Source organism: Pseudomonas sessilinigenes (assembly GCF_003850565.1).
GTDB classification, from domain to species: domain Bacteria; phylum Pseudomonadota; class Gammaproteobacteria; order Pseudomonadales; family Pseudomonadaceae; genus Aquipseudomonas; species Aquipseudomonas sessilinigenes.
In genome coordinates, this window is the sequence record NZ_CP027706.1 from 3024696 (window position 1) to 3045692 (window position 20997).

23 protein-coding genes are annotated in these 20997 nt (G+C 66.2%); 9 read left to right on the forward strand and 14 right to left on the reverse strand.

Annotated features, from left to right (window positions below):
• Positions 1-27: 27 nt before the first annotated feature.
• The 3 genes from C4K39_RS14050 to fabG are packed head-to-tail and all read right to left on the reverse strand — an operon-like array spanning position 28 to position 3706.
• The gene (locus C4K39_RS14050) at positions 28-1341 is read right to left on the reverse strand and encodes an aspartate aminotransferase family protein (RefSeq protein ID WP_124346718.1); all 1314 of its coding nucleotides are present in this window, start codon (positions 1339-1341) and stop codon (positions 28-30) included.
• Between the two features lie 11 nt (positions 1342-1352).
• Positions 1353-2903 (reverse strand): APC family permease, encoded by a 1551-nt coding sequence (locus tag C4K39_RS14055; RefSeq protein ID WP_124346719.1) that lies wholly within the window; start codon positions 2901-2903, stop codon positions 1353-1355.
• A gap of 29 nt (positions 2904-2932) precedes the next feature.
• Positions 2933-3706 carry a 3-oxoacyl-ACP reductase FabG gene (fabG, locus tag C4K39_RS14060; RefSeq protein WP_124346720.1) on the reverse strand — a complete coding sequence of 258 codons (774 nt, stop codon included), beginning with the start codon at positions 3704-3706 and terminating at the stop codon, positions 2933-2935.
• Positions 3707-3921: 215 nt separating this feature from the next.
• On the opposite strand from fabG, the gene C4K39_RS14065 reads away from it, so the two are divergent.
• From C4K39_RS14065 to C4K39_RS14080, 4 genes are all read left to right on the forward strand, one after another.
• Entirely contained in the window at positions 3922-4938 is a 1017-nt protein-coding gene (locus C4K39_RS14065) for a phosphotransferase enzyme family protein (RefSeq protein WP_217884180.1), read from the forward strand.
• Between the two features lie 185 nt (positions 4939-5123).
• Positions 5124-6203 (forward strand): AraC-like transcriptional regulator QhpR, encoded by a 1080-nt coding sequence (qhpR, locus tag C4K39_RS14070; protein WP_068588434.1) that lies wholly within the window; start codon positions 5124-5126, stop codon positions 6201-6203.
• A gap of 106 nt (positions 6204-6309) precedes the next feature.
• The gene (locus C4K39_RS14075; RefSeq protein WP_124346721.1) at positions 6310-6753 is read left to right on the forward strand and encodes a CopD family copper resistance protein; all 444 of its coding nucleotides are present in this window, start codon (positions 6310-6312) and stop codon (positions 6751-6753) included.
• 89 nt (positions 6754-6842) lie between these two features.
• A complete protein-coding gene (locus C4K39_RS14080) occupies positions 6843-8186 on the forward strand; it encodes an oxygen-independent coproporphyrinogen III oxidase (RefSeq protein WP_124346722.1) in 1344 nt (447 codons plus the stop codon).
• A 24-nt stretch (positions 8187-8210) separates the two neighbouring features.
• On the opposite strand, the gene C4K39_RS14085 is transcribed toward C4K39_RS14080, so the two are convergent.
• The 11 genes from C4K39_RS14085 to C4K39_RS14135 all read right to left on the reverse strand — a co-directional run bounded on the left by C4K39_RS14085 (position 8211) and on the right by C4K39_RS14135 (position 17211).
• Complete coding sequence (locus C4K39_RS14085) at positions 8211-9698, reverse strand: nitrite reductase (RefSeq protein WP_124346723.1); 1488 nt, start codon at positions 9696-9698, stop codon at positions 8211-8213.
• The gene (gene cobA / locus C4K39_RS14090) at positions 9695-10525 is read right to left on the reverse strand and encodes a uroporphyrinogen-III C-methyltransferase (protein WP_068588443.1); all 831 of its coding nucleotides are present in this window, start codon (positions 10523-10525) and stop codon (positions 9695-9697) included. The genes C4K39_RS14085 and cobA overlap by 4 nt, the downstream gene beginning before the upstream one ends.
• 69 nt (positions 10526-10594) lie before the next feature.
• Complete coding sequence (gene nirJ / locus C4K39_RS14095) at positions 10595-11773, reverse strand: heme d1 biosynthesis radical SAM protein NirJ (RefSeq protein WP_068588446.1); 1179 nt, start codon at positions 11771-11773, stop codon at positions 10595-10597.
• A 15-nt stretch (positions 11774-11788) separates the two neighbouring features.
• Positions 11789-12292 (reverse strand): siroheme decarboxylase subunit beta, encoded by a 504-nt coding sequence (ahbB, locus tag C4K39_RS14100; protein WP_124346724.1) that lies wholly within the window; start codon positions 12290-12292, stop codon positions 11789-11791.
• Complete coding sequence (locus C4K39_RS14105; protein ID WP_068588451.1) at positions 12267-12710, reverse strand: Lrp/AsnC family transcriptional regulator; 444 nt, start codon at positions 12708-12710, stop codon at positions 12267-12269. Before C4K39_RS14105 ends, ahbB (C4K39_RS14100) begins: the two co-directional genes overlap by 26 nt.
• The gene (gene ahbB, locus C4K39_RS14110) at positions 12703-13209 is read right to left on the reverse strand and encodes a siroheme decarboxylase subunit beta (RefSeq protein ID WP_068588454.1); all 507 of its coding nucleotides are present in this window, start codon (positions 13207-13209) and stop codon (positions 12703-12705) included. The genes C4K39_RS14105 and ahbB (C4K39_RS14110) overlap by 8 nt, the downstream gene beginning before the upstream one ends.
• Positions 13206-13664: an Lrp/AsnC family transcriptional regulator gene (locus C4K39_RS14115; protein WP_124346725.1), complete on the reverse strand. Its 459-nt coding sequence runs from the start codon at positions 13662-13664 to the stop codon at positions 13206-13208. Before C4K39_RS14115 ends, ahbB (C4K39_RS14110) begins: the two co-directional genes overlap by 4 nt.
• A gap of 1 nt (position 13665) precedes the next feature.
• Positions 13666-14844 (reverse strand): cytochrome D1 domain-containing protein, encoded by a 1179-nt coding sequence (locus tag C4K39_RS14120; RefSeq protein WP_068588460.1) that lies wholly within the window; start codon positions 14842-14844, stop codon positions 13666-13668.
• The gene (locus C4K39_RS14125) at positions 14841-15164 is read right to left on the reverse strand and encodes a c-type cytochrome (RefSeq protein WP_068588463.1); all 324 of its coding nucleotides are present in this window, start codon (positions 15162-15164) and stop codon (positions 14841-14843) included. Before C4K39_RS14125 ends, C4K39_RS14120 begins: the two co-directional genes overlap by 4 nt.
• Before the next feature lie 19 nt (positions 15165-15183).
• Entirely contained in the window at positions 15184-15498 is a 315-nt protein-coding gene (locus C4K39_RS14130) for a c-type cytochrome (protein WP_068588466.1), read from the reverse strand.
• Between the two features lie 24 nt (positions 15499-15522).
• The gene (locus C4K39_RS14135) at positions 15523-17211 is read right to left on the reverse strand and encodes a cytochrome D1 domain-containing protein (protein ID WP_068588469.1); all 1689 of its coding nucleotides are present in this window, start codon (positions 17209-17211) and stop codon (positions 15523-15525) included.
• 194 nt (positions 17212-17405) lie between these two features.
• On the opposite strand from C4K39_RS14135, the gene C4K39_RS14140 reads away from it, so the two are divergent.
• The 5 genes from C4K39_RS14140 to C4K39_RS14160 all read left to right on the forward strand — a co-directional run bounded on the left by C4K39_RS14140 (position 17406) and on the right by C4K39_RS14160 (position 20971).
• Positions 17406-18200, forward strand: a complete 795-nt coding sequence (locus C4K39_RS14140) for a CbbQ/NirQ/NorQ/GpvN family protein (RefSeq protein ID WP_068588473.1) — start codon at positions 17406-17408, stop codon at positions 18198-18200.
• Positions 18184-18756: a cytochrome c oxidase subunit 3 gene (locus C4K39_RS14145; protein ID WP_124346726.1), complete on the forward strand. Its 573-nt coding sequence runs from the start codon at positions 18184-18186 to the stop codon at positions 18754-18756. Before C4K39_RS14140 ends, C4K39_RS14145 begins: the two co-directional genes overlap by 17 nt.
• Before the next feature lie 10 nt (positions 18757-18766).
• Positions 18767-19009, forward strand: a complete 243-nt coding sequence (locus C4K39_RS14150) for a cytochrome C oxidase subunit IV family protein (RefSeq protein WP_124346727.1) — start codon at positions 18767-18769, stop codon at positions 19007-19009.
• A 90-nt stretch (positions 19010-19099) separates the two neighbouring features.
• Positions 19100-19540, forward strand: a complete 441-nt coding sequence (locus tag C4K39_RS14155) for a c-type cytochrome (protein WP_053129258.1) — start codon at positions 19100-19102, stop codon at positions 19538-19540.
• Positions 19541-19543: 3 nt separating this feature from the next.
• Positions 19544-20971 carry a cbb3-type cytochrome c oxidase subunit I gene (locus C4K39_RS14160; RefSeq protein ID WP_053129261.1) on the forward strand — a complete coding sequence of 476 codons (1428 nt, stop codon included), beginning with the start codon at positions 19544-19546 and terminating at the stop codon, positions 20969-20971.
• Positions 20972-20997: the final 26 nt, after the last annotated feature.

The window sequence follows — 20997 nt, forward strand, 5'->3', positions numbered from 1 at the left end:
GCGGGGTTTTCAACGCTGGCGCGGCCCTTACAGACGCCGCAGGACGTGTTCCAGGGCGTGGAGGAACTGCTCGGCCTGGTCCTGGCTGAAGCACAGTGGCGGGCGGATCTTCAGGGTGCTGTTGGCCGCCCCGGCAACCCCGATCAGCATGCCTTCGTCGCGCAGCAGGTTGACCAGGCGCCGAGCCATCCGCGGGTCCATTTCGCCGGTACCGCGCTCCAGGATATCGACCCCCAGGAACAGCCCGGCACCGCGTACTTCCCCAAGGCATGGGTGACTGGCGGCCAGGCCTTGCAAGCCTTGCTTGAGCCTGCGCCCCACCACGAGGGCGTTGGCCTGCAGGCCTTCGTCCTCGATCACTTGCAGCACTGCCAGGCCCACGGCGGCGGACACCGGGTTGCCGCCAAAGGTATTGAAGTAGCTGGCGTGCTGGCCAAAACGCTGCAGGATATGCGGGCGCACCGCCAGGCCCGCCAATGGATGGCCGTTGCCCATCGGCTTGCCCATGGTCACCAGGTCCGGCACCAGGCCATGGCGCTCGAAGCCCCACATATGGCTGCCGGTACGGGCGAACCCGGGTTGTACTTCGTCGGCGATGAACAGGCCGCCGGCCTGGCGGATGGCCTCGACTGCCGGTGCGAGGAAGCCCGGCGGATCGGCGAACACCCCGTCGCTGGTGAACAGGGTGTCCACCAGCAACGCTGCCGGACGGATGCCATGGCGCTGCATATCGGCGATGGCCGCGCGCACCTGGGCGCTGAACACCTGGCCCACCCGTTCCGGGTGCAGAGGGTCATGCAGGGGCGCATCGATCACCCGGCAGTCCCGGGACAGCGGCACGTAGTCACCCACCGAGGGCGACAGCTCGGCAATCGCCAGGGTCATGCCGTGGTAGGCGTAGCGGGTGACGATCACCCCGGTGCCGCCGCTGTAGTCCCGGGCAATGCGCAAGGCCAGGTCGTTGGCCTCGCTGCCGGTGCAGGTGAACATCGCCTGGCCCAGCTCTGTGGGCAGGGTGGCCAGGAGTTTTTCGGCGTAGTCCAGCACGCCCTCGTGCAGGTAGCGGGTATGGGTATTGAGTTGCGCCGCCTGCTCGGCCAGGGCCTGAACCACTCGCGGATGGCAATGGCCGACCGAGGCGACATTGTTGTACAGGTCCAGGTAGCGGCGCCCGGCGTGGTCCTGCAGCCAGGCGCCGCTGCCGCTGACCAGGTGCAGGGGTTGCTCGTAGAACAGTTGGTAGGCCGGTCCCAGCAAGCGTTGCCGGCGCTCGATCATGGCGCGCTGGGCGCTGTCCAGGGCCTCGGCGTGCTCGGCTTGGAAGGCATTGACTTTCAACATGGCGAGGCTCCTCAGGGCTCTTGGCGCTCATCGTCCATGACGATGCTGCCGATGATGTGGTACTTGCGCCGGTCGAAGTGGCGGAAATACAAGGCAATGGCCGCACCCAGGGCGAAGCTGGCGGCGACTATCCAGGGAATCAGCTTGAACAGCAGCGATTGTGCCGCGCTGCCGGCGGCGAAACTGAGGTTGGCAAACAGCAGGTAGACCACGTAGAGCATGCCCAGCCCGCCCAGCAGTGGCGCGAGAAAGGTCTTGAACCAGTGGCGCTGGGCCACATGGCGGGTTCCCAGGTGGAAGTAGCAGATCACCGCGAAGGCGCACAGAGCCTGGACGATCAGGATGCCCATGGTGCCGAGGATCGCCAGCAGGGCGTAGAGGTCGGCATAGGGGTCCTTGCCTGCGGCCAGGAAGGCCAGGACGATGGCCGTGGCGATCAGGCTCTGCACGGTAGAGGCCACATGGGGCGAGCCGTGGCGTGGATGGGTACGCCCCACGCTGCGCCCGAGGCAGTCGAACAGGTTCTCCCGGCCCAGGGCATAGAGGTAGCGCGAGGCACAGTTGTGAAAGGCCATGCCGCAGGCGAACGAGCCGGTCACCACCAGCAGCTTGAACAGGCCCACCGCCCATTCGCCCAGGTACAGGCGCGTCGGGCCGTAGAACACCTCAGCGGCCTGGGCCGGGTCCTGGGCCAGGCGGATGGCTTCGCTGGGACCTACGCCGGCGATGGCCATCCAGGACACGAATACGTAGAACACGCCGATACCGATCACCGCCAGCAGCGTGGCCAGGGGAATGATCTTTTTCGGGTTGCGCGACTCCTCGCCGTACATGGCCGAGGACTCGAAGCCGACCCAGGACCAGAAGGCGAAGAACAGGCCGATACCGGCATTGGCGCCGATCACCCCCTGGGCCGGGGTGAAGGCCTTGAGCGGGTTGATCGATTCCGGCACCAGCCCCTGGGGACCGCCACCGTGCCAGAGCACGGCGAACGCCATCATCGCCAGCATCAGGATCTCCAGGACCAGGCAGATGCCCAGGACCCTGGCGGTCAGGGAAATATCGAAGTAGCTGAGGATGCCGTTGGCCGCCAGCATGGCCAGGGCGAACACGATCCAGTGCACCTGGACCCCGCTGAAGCTGGCCAGCAGGTCGACGCAGAAGAAGGCGAAGATGCCCACCAGGGCCGCTTCGAAGACGATGTAGGTCAAGGTCACGGCGATACCGGCCGCCATGCCGGTCACTCGGCCCAGCCCGTGGGAAATGAAGCCGTAGAACGCCCCCGTGGCGGTGATGTACTTGGCCATCTGCGCATAGCCGATGGCGAACAGCGCCAGGATGAGGGTCGCCACCAGGTAGCCGGCGGGCGCGTACTGGCCGTTGCCGCTGCCAATGGCGATCGGCACGTTGCCGAGCATGGCGGTGATCGGCGCCGCCGTGGCCACCGTCATGAAGAGTACCCCCATCAGGCCCACGGCGTTCTTGCGCAAGCGCTGGACTTCATGGGGCCTGGCCGGTGCATCGAGTTGCTGGGGCAGCTTGTCCGTGTAGATCTCGCTCATGGGGGCACTCCGTCAACAGGGGTGAGGCTTCAGGCAAGGGCCTGGAGGGATTCGGGCAGGATCTGGCCGCCGTCGACGATCAGGCTCTGCCCAGTGATGTAGCCGGCTTCGCGGGAGGCGAAGAACAGCGCGGCGTTGGCAATGTCCTCGACACTGCCCAGGCGCCGCAGGGGCACCGAGGCAGCCATGCTGTCCTGGTACTCCTGGCCCATGCCCTGCAGGCCTTCGGTGAGGATGTTGCCCGGCAGCACGGCATTGATGGTGATGCCATCACGGGCCAGTTCGATCGCTGCGGTGCGCATGAAGCCCAGTTGCGCGGCCTTGCTGGCGCCATAGTGGGCCCAGCCGGGAAAACCGGTGACCGGGCCTGTGATCGAGGACGTGAGGATCACCCGGCCGTACTCGGCCCGGCGCAGGTGGGGCAGGGCTGCCTGGACGCAGAGGAAACTGCCCTTGGCATTGGTGGCGAGTACCCCGTCCCAGTCGGCCTCGCTCATCTGCTCGAGGCTGGCCGACGGGAACACCCCGGCATTGCAGCACAGTACATCCAGGCCACCCTGGGCCCGGACCACATCGTTGATCAGCCGCTTCACCGCTTCGCCTTGCGCCACATCGGCAACGAAGCCGTGGACCTTCAAGCCTTCATCGCGCATGCGCCTGGCCACGGCCTCGACCTTGTCGGCGTGCCGGGCGGTGATGGCGACCTGTGCACCCTGGCGAGCGAATCCGTAGGCGATACCCAGGCCGATGCCGCTGGTGGCGCCGGTGATCAGAACGCTCTTGCCTTGAAGGGAAGTGAGCATGGTTAAGTCCTTTTCTCGTGAGGTTGTCTGGATGTTGAAACTTCAACGCACGGTCGCACTTGACCGTGCGGCACAACTTTTACCCTGAATTATCAAATCGGTGGCGATCACAGGACGCCTTGTGTCCTGGAGTCAAGATTTCGCCGTGGCGGGTCAAGCGACGTTCCCTGGCGGCCTCGCATCCTGTGGTGGCCTATCTACCCTGGAGCGTGCTGATGATGACTGCCTCGAACCTTGCCACCGGCCTGGATGCCATCGCCCCCCTGGCCAGCCTGGCCGCCTTGCGCTACGACCCGGCGCTGCAGGGACAACTGCGGCTGCTGAGCCACTCGGAAAACGCCACCTATGTGCTGTACAACGCACGGCGCCGCTCGGTGATGCGGGTCCACCGCCAGGCCTATCACTCGTACCAGGAGATCGTCAGCGAGCTGTGGTGGCTGGCGGCACTGCGCGAGGAGGGGCTGCAAGTGCCCAATGCCATTGCAGGCCTGGATGGCCAGTTGATCCAGCAGGTCGAGCTGGCGGGGCTGGGCCGCCGCTATGTGGTGCTGTTCGACTGGATCGAGGGCAGCGAGCCCGCGCCCCAGGGCCTGGATGCCTCGTTCCGCCGTCTCGGGGCGATCAATGCCCGACTGCACGAACAGGCCCGACGTTGGCGCCAGCCCGAGGGGTTTACCCGCATGACCTGGAATCACGCGAGCATGCTCGGTGCCCAAGGGCACTGGGGTAAATGGCAGGCAGCGCCTTACCTGGCTGAGCCGGACCGGGCGCTGATCGGCGAGGTGGTCGGCCTACTCGGCCAGCGCCTGGCCGAGTATGGCCAGGGGGCCGGGCGCTTCGGCCTGATCCATGCCGACCTGCGCCTGGCCAACCTGTTGGTGCAGGGCGAACAGACGCGAATCATCGATTTCGATGATTGCGGGCTGGGTTGGTACCTGCACGACCTGGCCGCTGCCCTGAGCTTCTTCGAGCATCACGCCGAGTTGCCGCAATGGATCGACAACTGGCTGCAGGGCTACTGCAGCCGGCTGAGCCTTGGCGATGAGGACCTGGCCATGCTGCCGACATTGATCATGCAGCGACGCCTGCAATTGCTGGCCTGGACCGGAACCCACCGGGGCACGCCGCAGGTCGAGAGCCTGGGGCGCGATTGGGTAGTGCAGACCCTGGGATTGTGCCGGCGCTACCTGGATGACGGGCTGCGGGATGTCATGTCCCATGGTGGGCATTGAGACGAATGTTACAAACCGCTACGCACCACCCCAGGGCAGCGGCCTGCGACCTGCACCCACGTGTTGCGCCCATAGGGGCGGGCTTGAGGGCGCCGCTGGTGCAGGGCCAGGGCAAACTGAGGATCTGGAATGGAACTTGCGTGCTTCAGCCATCTGTCCAGGGTGATTGTGCAAGGAGGTTGCAGATGCCCGCCGTCACAACGTCCACGGCCTGCCAGGCCGCTTCCCATGAGCGCCAGATCGGCATCCTGGCTTCGGCGGCCAGCGGCCTGAGCGAGTTCATCCAGCAACAGGGCGGTAGCCCCGAGCGGATTCTCGGCATGGCGGGCATCGATCCTGAACAACTGCTGCACCCGACCCTGAGCCTGGACCTGAACCAGTACTGCTCGGTGTTCGAGGAGGCTGCCCGGCAAACCGGCAATCACAATTTCGGCCTGCGCTACGGGCAACAGTTTCGCCCGGACTCCCTGGGGTTCCTGGGGTATGTCGGGCTGTGCTCGGCGACCCTCGGCGAGTGCCTGCGCAATGTCGCCAGGACGTTTCCGGCACACCAGCAAGGCAGCTTGCTACGGCTGGTGGAGGAGGGCCAATGGTGCCGGTTCGACTACCAGGTGCAGCACGGTGCGATCCTGCGCAAGCGCCAGGATGCCGAGTTGTCCATGGGCATGTTCAGCAACCTGATACGCCATGCCCTGGGGCAGAACTGGGCGCCGGAGCGGGTGCTGTTCGAGCATCCGCAACCCGAGGCCTGGCACGAGCACTGCAAAGTGTTCGATGCGCCGGTGCTGTTCGGCCAGCCCTGCAATGCCCTGGTGTTTCGGCGCAGCGTGCTGGAACGGCCGATGCCCGATCACGACCCCAAGCTCCTGGCGATCCTGCTGGAGAGCATGGGCAAGCTTTGCCATGCTGGCATGGGCCAGGCGCAGCCCGGCATCGTCGCGCAAGTGCGGGCCCAGGTCCGGGATCTTCTGGGCGAGGGTTATCCGAGCCTGGAGCACGTCGCGCAGAACCTGCGTATACCCACCTGGACCATCCAGCGACGCCTGAGTGAAAGCGGCCTGAGCTTTTCGACGTTGGTCGACACCGTGCGCCAGGAGCTGGCCCTGTACTACCTGCAACAGTCGACCCTGCCCATTTCGGAGTTGGCCCTGGCGCTGGGCTATTCGGAAATCAGTGCATTCTCGCGAGCCTTTCGCCGTTGGTACGACGTCAGCCCCATCCAATGGCGCCAGGCCCACCGTGGTGCGGATGGCCACGCCACCTGAGGCCAGAGGCAGCATGCATTGGCAGATGCTTACTTGATTGGCATCAAGGGGAACGGGCAGGGGTGGGGCTAGGCTGGAGCCTGTCATAGCCATCCGTGAGGGGATGATGATTTACCCCGTGTTGCTGACCCTGCACCTGTTCGCCGCGCTGATTTTCATCGGGACGGTGTTTTTCGAAGTCCTGTTCCTGGACAGCATCCGCAAGCAACTGCCGGCCAGGCTCATGCTCCTGCTCGAGCAAGCCATTGGCCGACGTGCTCGACAACTGATGCCCTGGGTGCTGCTGGTGTTGTTCGGGGCCGGTATCGGTATGGTCTGGCAACGCTACCTGCCCTTGCTGGCGGCTCCCCTGGCTTCTGCGTTCGCCACCTTGTTGGCATTGAAGATCGCGCTGGCGGCCAGCGTGCTGCTGCACTTTGTCTGGGCGATGCTGCTGTTTCGCCAGGAGCGCATGACTGCCGGTTGGACACGCTTGATCCATGCCAGCGTGTTCAGCCACATGATCGCGATCGTCGTGCTGGCCAAGGCCATGTTCTACCTGGCCTGGTAGCCACAAGGCCGGCGTTTGATGCAAATCAACGCCCCAGCCTCCTTAACGACAGACACTGAAGTTCCACAGCCGGTCCCGGAGCCCTTGTCATGTTCGATGTCATTCACCCTCGTGGCGAGCGGGTCGAGCGACGTGACCACGGCCAGCTCGCCCCCAGCGGCCCGATTGAAATCAGCAGGTTTCACGCCGGTATCGGCTCCCTGGATGTACTGCGGGCCCTGCGCGGCAATCGGCGCAAGCCACGGCCCCTGGCGCTGAACCTGCAATTGCCCGGCACCCTGCGCGGCGCCGGGCAGCCCATGGCGGCCTATCTGGACGCCCTGCTGCGGGAGATCGACCTGGTGGGCTGCCACTTGGGCGGCTTCCAGCGCGTCGAGCAATTTCACCTGGCCGGTGGCACGCCCGATCCCGTGCCTGTGCAGCGACTGCTGGCCCAGTTGCACAAGCGTTTCAACTTCCTGGCCTACGAAGGGGGCGACTACGGGGTCGATGTCGATCTACCCGGCACCGACTGGGCGAGCATGGGACTGCTGCGCGAACAGGGTTTCAATCACGTGAGCATCGGGGTGCCCGATAGCGGGTGCGCCTGCGAGCATTCCACCGCCTGCTACCAGGACCCGGCACCGATCCAGTCGCTGTTGGATGCGGCGCGCACTTTCGGCTATCGCTCGGTAAGCGTCGACCTGGGATATGGCCATGCCTGGCAGACCCCGGCCAGCTTCGCCCTGAAGCTGACCTCGTTGATCGAGCTGGAGCCCGATCGCGTGCAGGTCTTCGACTACGCCCAACCCCCGGCGCGCTACCCGCGCAGTCTCCACCAGGCTGCTTGCAGCGCGGCCGACAAGGCCCTGATGCGCCGCTTGTGTTTCGAACAACTGCCCGCAGCGGGTTACCTGCACATCGGCCTGGGGCTGTTCGTACGTCCTGACGACGACCTGGCCCTGGCCCAGGAACGAGGTCAGTTGAGCCGCAACTATCGGGGATTCACCCGCCATGGCTACTGTGACCACATAGGCCTGGGCCTGGGGGCGGTCAGCCAGTTCGAGCGCTTGCATGCGCAGAATACCGAGGTGCTGGGAGACTATCTGGAGCAGCTGCAACAGGGCCAGCTGGCCACCTGGCGCGGTTGGCGCTGCGAGCCCGGAGCGCAGATCCGCCAATGGGTCACGGAACGGCTCGCCTGTGACCTGGAGCTGGATGTGCGGGCCATCGAGCAGCGCTACGGCCTGATCTTCCGCCAGTTCTTTGCCCAGGCCTGGCGCCAGCTGGAGACCATGGCCCGTGCCGGGCTGGTGGAGTTGAGTGAGGATTTCATCAGCATCCTGCCCGCCGGACGCCTGGAGGTAGACCACATCTGCCAACTGTTCGAGCAACTGGAGCGGCCTACCGTGGATCTCTATCAACAATGGCAGGACCACGACGCCCATTCCTGAAGGCCGTGGCCCGTCCCGGCGCACCTAGTGCGAGGTGCCCTCGGCGAACTCGATCTTGTTGCCCACGTTGTACTTGCCCGAAGGCTTGTTCATGGGAATGCGCTTGATCTCCTTCAGCGTCTGGCTGTCGTAGACGATCAGTGCGCCGTCGTTGGCCCAGATGCTCAGCAACAGGTAGCGGCCGTCATGGCTGAACTCTACATGGGCGGCGGTCTTGCCCGGCACGGGGCGCAGGGTGTGGGCGATTTCCAGGGTCTGTTTGTCGATCAGGTGGATGGCGTCGTTGTCCGGGCCGAAGAACACATCGGTCCAGGCGTAGGCCGAGTTGGCATGGCTGCGCATGAAGAAGCCCGGGCCCAGGGTCGGGATCTCCTTGATCAGCTTCCAGGTCTTGAGGTCGATCACCGAGACCAGGCCCTTGCTGATGTTCGGCGTGGCGAACACCCAGTCGCCGTTGCGCTGCCAGTAGGTCCCCGAGCCCAGGTGCGGCATGCCGGGCAGGGCGATGTTGGCCACCACCCGGCCGCTGTCCAGGTCCAGCACCTGGCCGCCCTGGGCCTGGCGTGAAGTGGCCAGCAACTGGCGGTAGTCGGGTGAAAAGGAAAAGTCGTCGAGCATGTCCTGGGCCTGGATCCGCCGTGGGCTGAAGTCCGGGCTGCTGCCGGCGCTGGACAGCTCCCAGACTTCCTTCACGTCCTTGAGCGCGACGATGAAGCTGTCCCGGGGCGGGGCGGTGTACACCGCGCTGACCCGCGACGGCGTGCCGTCCTGGCCGACGGCGGCGATGCTCTTGACCGGGGTCAGGTCGCGGGCGTCCAGCAGCACCAGGTTGCCCGGCAGGTAATTGCCCACCAGCACCCAGCGCCCATCCTTGCTCACCGCCAGGTTGCGGGTGTTGAGCCCGGCCCGCACCTCGGCCACCAGCTTGAGGTTGTGCAGGTCGTACTGGCTGACCCAGCCATCGCGGGAGGCCAGGTAGACGAAGCGCCCGTCGGGGGAGAACTTCGGCCCGCCGTGCACGGCGAAATGGGTGGCGAAACGCGCCAGCACGGTGAAGCGGTCGCCATCGAGGATGCTGATGTGGTGGTCGCCGGCTTCTACCACCACGAACAGGTTCAACGGGTCGGCGTCATGCTGGGGCGTGGCGGGCAGTTGCTCGATGGGGTTGAGCACCTGGTGGCTGGCGCGGATCTGCTCCTCGCTCCAGGTCGGCGGCGTGGCCGGCGGTTGTTGCAGGTAGGTGGCCAGGGCGTCGATGCGCTCCGGGCCCAGCACCTGGGCGAAACCCGCCATCTGGCTGGCCGGGCGGCCGGTGCTGATCACTTGGCGGATCTCGGCCGGCTTGATCCGTCCCAGGCTCTCGGGCAGCAACGCCGGCCCGCTGCCGCCGAAGCGGTTGGCGGCGTGGCAGGCCTGGCAATACTGCTGGTAATCCCGGGCGGCCTGGTCGAGGGCCGGGCTGCCGTGGGCCGGGCTGATCCACAACAGCGGCAGCAACCACAGGGCCCTCATGGCGTCAGCTCCAGTTCGAGCCCGGCGCCGGCGAAATGCGCAGGTTGCTCCATGCTGTGCTGGGCGAACAAGCCGACCACCTTGCCGATCACGGTGAGCGTCGGGGTGGCCAGGGAGCATTGCCCGGCCAATGCCGGCAGTTGCGCCAGGCGGCCACGCAGGACCTGCTGGTCGCGGCAGGTGCCCCGGCTGATCAACGCCGCCGGGGTATCGGCGGCCAAGCCGGCGGCCATCAGGCGCTCGGTGATCAACCCGAGGTTGCCCAGCCCCATGTAGAACACCAGGGTCTGGCTGCTGTCGGCCAGGCTCTGCCAGGGCAGGTCGAGGGCGCCATCGCGTTGCAGGTGGCCCGTGATGAAGCGACAGGAGCTGACCAGGTCGCGATGGGTCAGGGGAATCCCGGCATAGGCGCTGCAACCGGCCGCGGCGGTGATGCCCGGCACCACCTGGCAGTCCACGCCTTGTTGCAGCAGGTAGTCCAGTTCCTCGGCGCCACGGCCGAAGATGAACGGATCGCCGCCCTTGAGCCGCACCACCCTCAGCCCTTGTTGGGCCAGCTCGGCCAGCAGCTGGTTGATCCGTGGTTGTGGCAGGCTGTGGTAGCCGCTGCTCTTGCCCACGTAGTGGCGCTGGCAACGGCTGGGAATCAGCGCCAGCAGCTCGGCGCTGATCAGCCGGTCATGGACCACGGCATCGGCCTGCATCAGCAGGCTCCAGGCACGCAGGGTCAACAGGCGTGGATCGCCCGGCCCGGCGCCGACCAGGGCGACTTCCCCGGGGTTGAACGGCGAGTGCAGGGCGGCAGGTAGAGTGAGGGCTGAATGCATGTGGGCGATCCTTGATCCATCATCAGGGTGGCCAGCTGCGCCTGTATCGACGCTTGCCGGGCCAGGTTCTCAACAGGTGACGCAGGGAATGCGGGCGAGCGGGGGCAGGCCGATTTCTTCATCGCTCAGGTGGCAGCCCGGGTCCTGGCCCCAGAGGTCGCCAGCGGCCCAGGCGCGGGTACGGGTATTGCCGTTGCAGATCTGAAGCCAGCGGCAGCTGGCGCAACGCCCGGTGACGGCACGTGGATGCTGGCGCAACTGGCGCAGCAGGGCGTCGGGTTGCTCCAGCCACAGGGTGCGAAATGGCGTGCGCCGTACGTTGCCCACCGAGTGTTGCCACCAGTAGGTGTCGGGGTGCACTTCGCCGGTGTTGTCGATGTTGGCGATGCCGCTGCCCGAGGCATTGCCGCCCCAGGCCCGGAGCATCTGTTCCAGCTGTGGGTACTGCCCGGGAAGGTGGTGCCGGGTCCAGTGCAGCAGGAGGATGGCGTCGGCGTCGTTGTTGCCGCTGACGAAGTCGCTGTCACGGCCCTGGACGATGTCCTCCCAGGCCCGGTCGAACAGCATTGCCATGGCTTCGCGGCTCATCTGCAGGTGGGCATCGAGGCCTCGGCTGCGCTTGCCCCGGCCACTGTAGTTGAGGTGCGAGAGGTAGAACTTCTGTACGTCCAGGTCGCGCATCAGGGCCAGCAGCTCGGGCAGTTGCGGGTAGTTGTCGCGGGTCAGGGTGGTGCGCATGCCCACGCGGATGCCTCGCTCGCGACACAGGCGCATGGCCTTGAGCGAGCGGGCGAAGCTGCCCTTGAGCTGGCGAAAGCTGTCGTGGGTGTCCTGCAGGCCGTCGATGCTGATGCCCACATAGTCGAAATCGGCGGCGCTCACTTGCTCGATATTGCTCTCGTCGATCAGCGTGCCGTTGCTCGACAGCGCGACGAACATGCCATGGGCCCGGGCGTGGGCGCTGAGCTGGAACAGATCGTCGCGCAGCAGCGGTTCGCCGCCGGAGAGAATCAGCACCTTGACCCCGGCCTCGGCCAAATCGTCGATCACCTGCAAGGCTGCCGGGGTGTCGAGCTCGTCGCGGAACACGCTGTCGGCCGAGGTGGCGTAGCAGTGCTTGCAGGTCAGGTTGCACCGGCGCAGCAGGTTCCAGATCACCACCGGCGGGCGGCTGCTGCCCGGTGCGCTGGTGCGGGGGGGCGGCGCCTGGCCCGCCAGGACGCGCAGGTAATGGCTGATCCTCAACATGCAACTCTCCTTGTCTCAGTGCTGCTGGGCGTGCAGACGCAGGCCGGTCTTCTTCAGGATGCGGCTGCTGACCAGCATCTCGTCGGCCCGACAGGCCTCTCCCAGCAGATAACGCAGGTGCTCGCGATAGCTGTCGATCTCCATGGCGCTGCGGCCGTGGACCATGGCGAACAGGTTGTAGCGCCACTGCTCACGGCGCGGACGCCGGTAGCAATGGCTGACGAAGGGCTGGGCGCCGATCAGTTGGCCCAGGCGCGGCATGTGCTCGTCGTCGACGTCCCAGACGGTCATGCCGTTGAAGCGATAACCCAGGCGATAGTGGTTGGGCACCGCGGCGATGCGGCGGATGGCGCCCTCGGCCTGCAGGCGCTGGAGCAGCTCCAGGGTTGCGTCGCGGCTCAGTTGCAACTGCTCGGCCAGCCAGCCCCAGGGATCGTCCACCAGGGGCAGGCCGGCCTGGGTCAGGGCCACCAGGCGCAGCTCCAGCGCGCGTTCAGACCGGGAAGTACAGGCCGACATGGTAGGTCTCCTCCTTGGGCAGGTTGAGCACGGCAAGGCCGCTGTCCTGCTCGATGCGCCGCAGGGTCTGGCGCAGCTCGCGCTCGCTGGCGCAACCGAGCACGAACCACATGTTCCAGGCATGTTCGCGACGGTAATTGTGGGCCACCTCGGGCATGGCCTCCAACAGCGCCGCGACCGCCTCGAAGCGGTCCTCGGGCACGCGCAGCGCCGCCAGGGTGAAGGCACCGCCCAGGCGCTCGATATCGAACATCGGGCCGAAGCGGGTCAGGGTGCCGTCGTCCAGCAGGCACTGCACGCGCTGGCGCAGGACCTGGCTGTCGCTGCCCAGCTCCCGGGCCAATACCTGCCAGGGCTCGGGCACCAGCGGCAGGCCCAGTTGCAGGCGGTTGACCAGGCGCCGATCCAGTTCATCCATGGCTCACCGCCCCCGGGGCGAAGCGCCCGCCGCACTGCTTGAAGGCCTGGGTGCTGAACAGCACCTGGTGGGGCAGGTCGCTGAGTAAATGGCGCTGCAGCAGGTCGTGGATCTGTGCCTCGACCCGTTGGCGCTGGCGGCCGTGGATCATGCAGAACAGGTTGTAGCGCCATTGCGGCAGGCGCCGCGGCCGCTGGTAGCACAGGCTCACCGCCGACTCGCCGCTCAGGCGCTGGCCGACTTCATCGATCAGCGCGTCAGGAATGTCCAGCACCAGCATGGCGTTGGCGGTGAAACCCAGGGCGCGGTGGTTGAGCACCAGGCCCAGGCGGCGAAACAGCCCCTGGTGCTGCCATTGTTCGACCTGGGCCAGCACCTGGCGCTCTTCGGCGCCGATCTGCCGGGCTAGGGCTTGGTAGGGGCGGGCCTCCAACGGCAGGCCGGTCTCCAGCAGGCGGCGCAGGGCCAGGGCCTGGCTGGCATCGAGGGCGGCGTTCATGGGGCGTCTCCCAGGGCGAAACCCAGGTCGATGCGATAGGCCGTGAGCATCGGCAAGTCCAGGGGGACCAGTCCGGTGTCGGCCTGCAATTCGGTGAGGACGTTCTGCAGGTGCGCCCGGTCCGGCCCGGTGAGCACGAACCACAGGTTGTAGTGGTGCTCGCGGGCGTAGTTGTGATTGACCTCGGGGTAGTGGTTGATGCGCTCGGCCACTTGCTGCAGGCGCTCCTGGGGCACCGCCAGGGCGGCCAGGGTGCTGGCCCCGGCGCGGCGGTGCTCGAACACCGGGCCGATGCGCGACAGGCGCCCGTGCTCGGCCATCCGCTGCAGGCAGGCGATCACCTGCTCCTGGCTGCAATCCAGGGCCTGGGCCATTTCCAGGTACGGCTCGGCGCACACCGGCATGCCGTGCTGGAAGCGTTCGATCAGGCGTTTTTCCAGGGGGTCGAGGGGCATGTCAGTACCCCATCTGCTGGGCGCGGCTGCTGAAGAAAATCCCGCTGGGCGCGGCGGCCGGCAGGCTGTGCCGCAGCTTGAGGCGATAGGGGTCCCAGATTTGCAACTGGTCGCCATCGCGCACCGATAGCCATAACTGGTCGCCACGGGCGGTGAACTCCATATGCAGCACCCCGGGCCCAGGCCGCAGGTCGGCGACGATCTGGTGGCTCTGGCTGTCGATCACCTGCACCCGGTCGTTGTCCGGGTAGGCGAAGTTGACCCACAGCTGGCGGCCATCGGGGCGCGCGGTAACGAACACCGGCTGGCCGGCCACGGCGATGGCGGCGCTCTGTTGCCAACTGCGCGCATCCATCACCAGTACCTGGTGGCGGCCCACGGCGGGAACGAACGCCTGGTCGCCCGCTACGGCCCAGCCTTCCAGGTGGGGCATCTTGTACACCGGCAGTTTTTCCTGGCCACGGCCATAGTCGCCAAGCACTCGCTTGACCCCGCGTTCCGGGTGCCAGAGGTCGAGTTGGGCCATGCCGTCCTCACCGAACAGGCCGGCCATGTAATAGCGGCCGTCAGTGGTGATCAGCGCATCGTAGGGCTGCTGGCCGATGCCTGTGTAGCGCGTGATGCGTGGCGTGTTGCCCTGGCTGAAGTCGGCGCTCCAGATCTCGCCGGTGTCGAACAGGCTGAACACGAAACGCTGGCCCGGGGCATCCACCAGGCCCACCACTCGCGAGCGTTTCTTGCCGTCGGCCAGCAGGGTGGCGGGGATATCGGCCACAAGCTCCAGGGTGGCGGCGTCGAACACCTTGACCCCACCCGGCACATAGTTGGATACCGCGATCAGGCGCCCGTCCTGGCTGATGGCGCCGCCGATGCTGTTGCCGCCCTGGATCACCCGCCGGGCGATGCGCTGTTCGAGCAGGTCGACCTGGGTCAGGCCGCCGTCGCGGCCGAACACATAGGCGTAGCGCTGGTCGCGGGAAAACACCGCCGAGGCATGGGACAGGTCGCCCAGCCCTTCGATACGGGCCAGGGCCCGGCCCTGGCTGCTCTCGACGATCTGCACGCTGCCGGTGGCGCGCTCCACCACCAGGCCCAGGTCGCCACTGCCACGCAGCGGGGCCTGGGCACAGGCGGACAACAGCAGGGCGCACGCCGCGCCGAGCATCAGGGGACGGATCATGGTTGAGAGGTTCCTTGCAAGAGATGATCGACCAGCCAGCCGATGTCCTCGGCGCTCAGTAGCGGCTCCCAGGGCGGCATGGCGGTGCCGGGGCGACCCAGGCGCACGGTGGCGACCAGGCCGTCGCGGGGTTTGCCGGCCAGGGCGGCGGGGGTCAGTTCCGGGCCCAGGCCGCCGGTCAGGTGCAGGCCATGGCAGGCGCCGCAGTCCTGTTCCAGCAGGTGTTGCAGCTGCGCCTGGCGCTGGGCGTCAGGCGCGGCGTGAAGAGGAGGGCAAAGCAGGAGGGTCGCCAGGATCACTGCGCGGGGGTAGCTGTTCATGACGCCCTCCTGGTTGGTTTCATTTCAGGCTCAGGACCCACTTGGCCAGCTGCGCCGCTTCTTCTTCGCTGACCGCGTTGGCCGGCATCGGGATCGGTCCCCAGTTGCCCTGGGTGCCGTTCTTGATATGCCCGGCCAGGGTCTGGGCCGCACCGGCGACCCCGGCATTCTTGGCCGCTACCTCCTTGAGCGCAGGCCCCACCAGCTTGCTGTCCACGCTATGGCACGCCACGCAGGACTTGCTCTGGAACAGGGCCAGGCCGTCGTCGGCCAAGGCGGTTTGCAGGTTCAACGCAGCGCTCAGGACGAAGAGTGAAAGCAGAGTATTTTTCATGGCGATTCCTTGCGTTGATAAAACTCAATAAATGTCGTTCTGGGTGTTGTAGACATTGAACTTGCCGGTGGGGGTGATCAGCCGCTGGTCCTTGATCACCTGCTTGACGGCCAGGGTCTTGTCGTCGATCACCACCAGCGCCGACTCCTCGGTCTGGCCGTTCCACACCGAGAACCAGACCTCGTCGCCGGCCTTGTTGTATTCAGGCTGCACTACCCGCAGGGCGCCTTGCTTGATGCCGGAGTATTCGGCGATCGGCAGCACCTTGTAGCCGGCGTCGAGCTTGTCGATGTCGAACACCGCCACCGACTGGCTGAGCTTGGCGTCGGGGTTGAGGGTGGTGTCCACATACAGGTGGCGGGACGCGGGGTGGGTCTTGATGAACAGCGAGCCGCCGCCCTGGCCCTTGAGCGAGCCCACCTGTTTCCAGGCGTATTGCGGGTGCTTGGCCGGGTCGGTGCCGATCATCGAGATGCCGGCATCGCCCAGGTGGCTGGTGGCCCACACCGGGCCGAACTGCGGATGGTCGAAGTTGGCGCCACGGCCCGGGTGCGGGGTCTTGCCCACGTCCACCAGGGCGGTCAGGCGACGCTCCTTGGAGTCGATCACCGCCACCTTGTTGGAGTTGTTGGCCGCCGTCATGAAGTAGCGGTGGCTGCTGTCCCAGCCGCCGTCATGCAGGAACGGCGCGGCATCGATGCTGGTGATGGTGAGGTTCTTGATGTCCTCGTAGTTGACCAGCATGACCTTGCCGGTTTCCTTGACGTTGACGATGAACTCCGGCCATTCGTGGGAGGCGATGATCGCCGCCACCCGTGGCTCGGGGTGGTATTCCTGCTTGTCGACGGTCATGCCCCGGGTCGAGACGATCTGCTTGGGCTCCAGGGTCTGGCCATCCATGATGGTGAACTGCGGTGGCCAATAGGAGCCGGCGATGGCGTACTTGTCCTCGTAGCCCTTGAACTTGGAGGTCTCCACCGAGCGTGCCTCGATGCCCACCTTGATCTCCGCGACCTTGGTCGGCTCCTTGGGCCACAGGTCGATCATGTCGATGCGCGCATCGCGGCCGATCACCAGCAAGTAGCGTCCGGAGGCCGAGATCCGCGAAATGTGCACGGCATAGCCGGTTTCGATGAGCTTGACGATCTGCTTGCTGTCGCCGTCCACCAGGGCGATCTTGCCGTCGTCGCGCAGGGTCACCGAGAACAGGTTCTGCAGGTTGAGGGTGTTCATCTGCCGGGTCGGGCGATCCTCGGGCTTGACCAGCAGCTTCCAGGTGTTGCGGGTCTCGGCCATGCCCCATTCCGGCGGGGTGGGCGGGGTGTGCTGGATGAAGTTGGCCATGGTGGTGATCTGCGCCTTGGTCAGGGCGTTGGAGGTGCCCCAGTTGGGCATGCCCGCCGGCGAGCCGTAGGTGATCAGCGCTTCGAGGTAGGCCTGGCCTCGGGCCTGGGTGATGTCCGGCGTCAGGGGCTTGCCGGTGGCACCCTTGCGCAGTACGCCGTGGCAACCGGCGCAGCGCTGGAAGTAGATCTCCTTGGCGGCGTCGAAGTCGGCCTGGCTCATGTCCGGCGCCCCGGCGCTGGTGACCATGGCCGGTTGCGCTGCCCCCGGGCCCTTGGGCTCGGCGGCGTTGGCGGGAAGGGTCAGCGCCAGGGCCGAACACAGGCTGGCGACGGACAGGGCAAAGGTTTTTCGATTACTGATCAGCATCCTTCTCTCCTCAGGCGTGACCTTTGCGATGTGCTGGGGGCCAGGACAGAGCGCAGGTTCTTGGTGTCGCCAAGGCTATGCCGGAGCAGGGCCCGACTCGCTTGATCGCGATCAAGTTTGCGCGCCACGACGCTTGCCAGGTTGTCGCAGGGGCTCTTAGCGTGATCGCGAACCCGTCGTCATCCAGGTATCCCATGGACCTCTCTGAACCCCGCTGCGAACCCTTCTACCAGGCCCAGGGCAATGAACCGGCCCTGTTCGAGCAAGCCTGGCGCCACGGCCTGCCGGTGCTGATCAAGGGCCCCACCGGCTGTGGCAAGACGCGCTTCGTCCAGCACATGGCCCAGCGCTTGCAGCTGCCGCTGCACACCGTGGCCTGCCACGACGACCTGAGCGCCGCCGACCTGGTGGGCCGGCACCTGATCGGTGCCCAGGGCACCTGGTGGCAGGACGGCCCGCTGACCCGGGCGGTGCGCGAGGGCGGCATCTGCTACCTCGACGAAGTGGTGGAGGCACGCCAGGACACCGTGGTGGTGCTGCACCCTTTGGCCGACGATCGCCGCGAGCTGTTTTTGGAACGCACCGGCGAAGTGCTCAAGGCGCCGCCGTCGTTCATGCTGGTGGTGTCCTATAACCCCGGCTACCAGAACCTGCTCAAGGGCATGAAGCCCAGCACCCGCCAGCGCTTCGTGGCCATGCGCCTGGGTTACCCGGACGCCGCGCAGGAGGAACGCATCGTCCGCCGCGAGGCCGGGGTCGATGCGGCCCTGGCCAGCCAGGTGGTCAAGCTCGGACAGGCCCTGCGCCGGCTCGACCAGCACGACCTGGAGGAGGTGGCCTCGACCCGCTTGCTGATCTTCACCGCGCGCCTGATCGGCGCCGGCATGGACCCGCGCCAGGCGTGCCTGGCCTGCCTGGCCGAGCCACTGAGCGACGACCCGGTGACCGTGGCGGCGCTGATGGACGTGGTCGATGTGCACTTCCCCTGAACCGAGGGCACGCCGCTTGCCGGGGGACCTGGCGATGTGGCTGTTCATCCTGGTCGAGCTGTCGGTGTTCGCCTTGCTGATCCTGGCGTTCGCCGTGACTGCGCAACTCAAGCCGCCACTGTTCGCCAGCGGCCGCGCCTTGCTCGATACCTCCACCGGCCTGGCCATGACCCTGAGCCTGCTGGGGGCCGGGCTGCTGGCGGCGCTGGCCCTGGAGCAACTGCGCGAGCTGCGGCCTCGGCGGGCGGCCTGCCTGCTGGGCCTGGCCTGCTGCGTGGCTGGCGTCTACCTTTGGCTCAAGCTCGGCGAGTACCGGCACTTGGCGGGCCTGGGCCTGGGGTTGGAGCACGACACCTTCTTCACCCTGTACTGGCTGCTCACCGGCTTTCACTTCCTGCATGTGCTGCCGGGCATGGCGATCCTCGCCTGGCTGGCGTACCGCGCCTGGACCCGGGCCCCGCTAGCCGGCAGCGGCTTCGAATCCGGGGTGCTGTATTGGCACATGGTGGACCTGGTGTGGGTGGTGCTGTTCCCGCTGGTCTACATCCTGGATTGAGGAGATCCCCATGACGGCTTCACGCATCCTGCTGCTGTGCGGGCTGGCCCTGGCCGTGCTCAGCCTGGGCACCGTGCTGCTGGGCCAGGGCGGGTGGGTCATGGCCCTGGCGGTGGCCAAGGCCTGGCTGATCACCGAGGGTTTCATGGAGTTGCGCCACAGCCCCTGGCGCTGGCGCTTGCCTCTGCTGGCCTGGGCCCTGGTGGTGCTGGCCCTGGTGGGCCTGGTGTCGCACCTGCCGGGCAAAGCCTGAGTAAAACAATCAGCCTTTCTTGATTGCCATCAAGCGGTTTCGGACCTCGCGCTTTCTATCATGGCCACGCCAAGCAAAGAGGACGCGACCATGTCAGAGACCTTCACCAAGGGCATGGCCAGGAACATCTATTTCGGGGGAAGCGTGTTCTTCTTCCTGATATTCCTGGCCTTGACCTATCACACCGAGCAGACCTTTCCCAAACGTAGCAATCAGGCGCAGCTGACCGAGGCAGTGGTGCGCGGCAAGACGGTTTGGGAGCAGAACAACTGCGTCGGCTGCCACACGCTGCTGGGCGAGGGCGCGTACTTCGCGCCGGAGCTGGGCAACGTCTACAAGCGCCGTGGCGGCGAGGAGGGGTTCAAGCCCTTCATGCAGGCCTGGATGAAGATGCAGCCTTTGGGCGTGCCCGGGCGCCGCGCCATGCCGCAGTTCCACCTGAGCGAGCAAGAGGTCGACGATATCGCCGAATTCCTCAAGTGGAGCTCGAACATCGACACCAACGGCTGGCCGCCCAACAAGGAGGGCTGAGTGATGAGCATTGCCAATCCACATCTGAAATTCGCCTCGCAGGCCGTGGCCAAACCCTACTTCGTATTCGCCCTGATGCTGTTCCTCGGCCAGGTGCTGTTCGGCCTGATCATGGGCCTGCAATACGTGGTCGGCGACTTCCTGTTCCCCACCATCCCGTTCAACGTGGCGCGCATGGTCCACACCAACCTGCTGATCGTCTGGCTGCTGTTCGGCTTCATGGGCGCGGCCTACTACCTGGTGCCGGAAGAGGCCGACCGTGAACTGCACAGTCCGAAACTGGCGATCGTGCTGTTCTGGGTGTTCGCCGTGGCCGGGGTGCTGACCATCCTCGGCTACCTGCTGGTGCCCTATGCGGGCCTGGCCCGGCTGACCCACAACGAACTGCTGCCGACCATGGGCCGGGAGTTCCTGGAGCAGCCGACCATCACCAAGCTGGGCATCGTGCTGGTGTGCCTGGGTTTCCTCTACAACATCGGCATGACCCTGCTCAAGGGTCGCAAGACCACCGTCAGCATGGTGATGATGACCGGCCTGATCGGCCTGGCGGTGTTCTTCCTGTTCTCCTTCTACAACCCCGGCAACCTGGCCCGTGACAAGTTCTACTGGTGGTGGGTGGTGCACCTCTGGGTGGAAGGTGTGTGGGAATTGATCATGGGGTCGATGCTGGCCTTCGTGCTGATCAAGATCACCGGCGTCGACCGCGAGGTGGTGGAGAAGTGGCTGTACGTGATCATCGCCATGGCGCTGATCAGCGGCATCATCGGCACCGGCCACCACTTCTTCTGGATCGGCGCGCCCGAGGTCTGGTTGTGGGTCGGCTCGATCTTCTCGGCCCTGGAACCGCTGCCGTTCCTGGCCATGGTGATGTTCGCCTTCACCATGGTGCGCAACCGTCGGCGCCAACACCCCAACCGCGCCGCCACGCTGTGGGCCAAGGGCACTACGGTCACCGCGTTCTTCGGTGCCGGGGTCTGGGGCTTCCTGCACACCCTGGCGCCGGTCAACTACTACACCCACGGCACGCAACTGACTGCGGCCCACGGTCACCTGTCGTTCTACGGGGCCTACGCGATGATCGTCATGACCCTGATCAGCTACGCCATGCCGCGTTTGCGCGGTCTGGGCGAGGCGCCTGACGAGCGTGCGCAGACCCTGGAAATCTGGGGCTTCTGGCTGATGACCCTGTCGATGGTGATGATCACCTTGCTGCTCACCGCCGCCGGCGTGGTCCAGGTGCTGCTGCAACGCTGGGCCGAAGACGGCAGCGCCTTGCCGTTCATGTCCACCACCGAGCACCTGCGTGGCCTGTTCTGGGCGCGCCTGGCCAGTGGCGTGGGCTTCATGGCCGGACTGATCTGCTACCTGCTGAGCTTTCGCCAGCGGGGTCGCGCCGCCCTGGCCGCACCGGCCCCGGTGGTCGCGTCCTGAGGCTGGCTGGCGCTTGAAAAAAAACG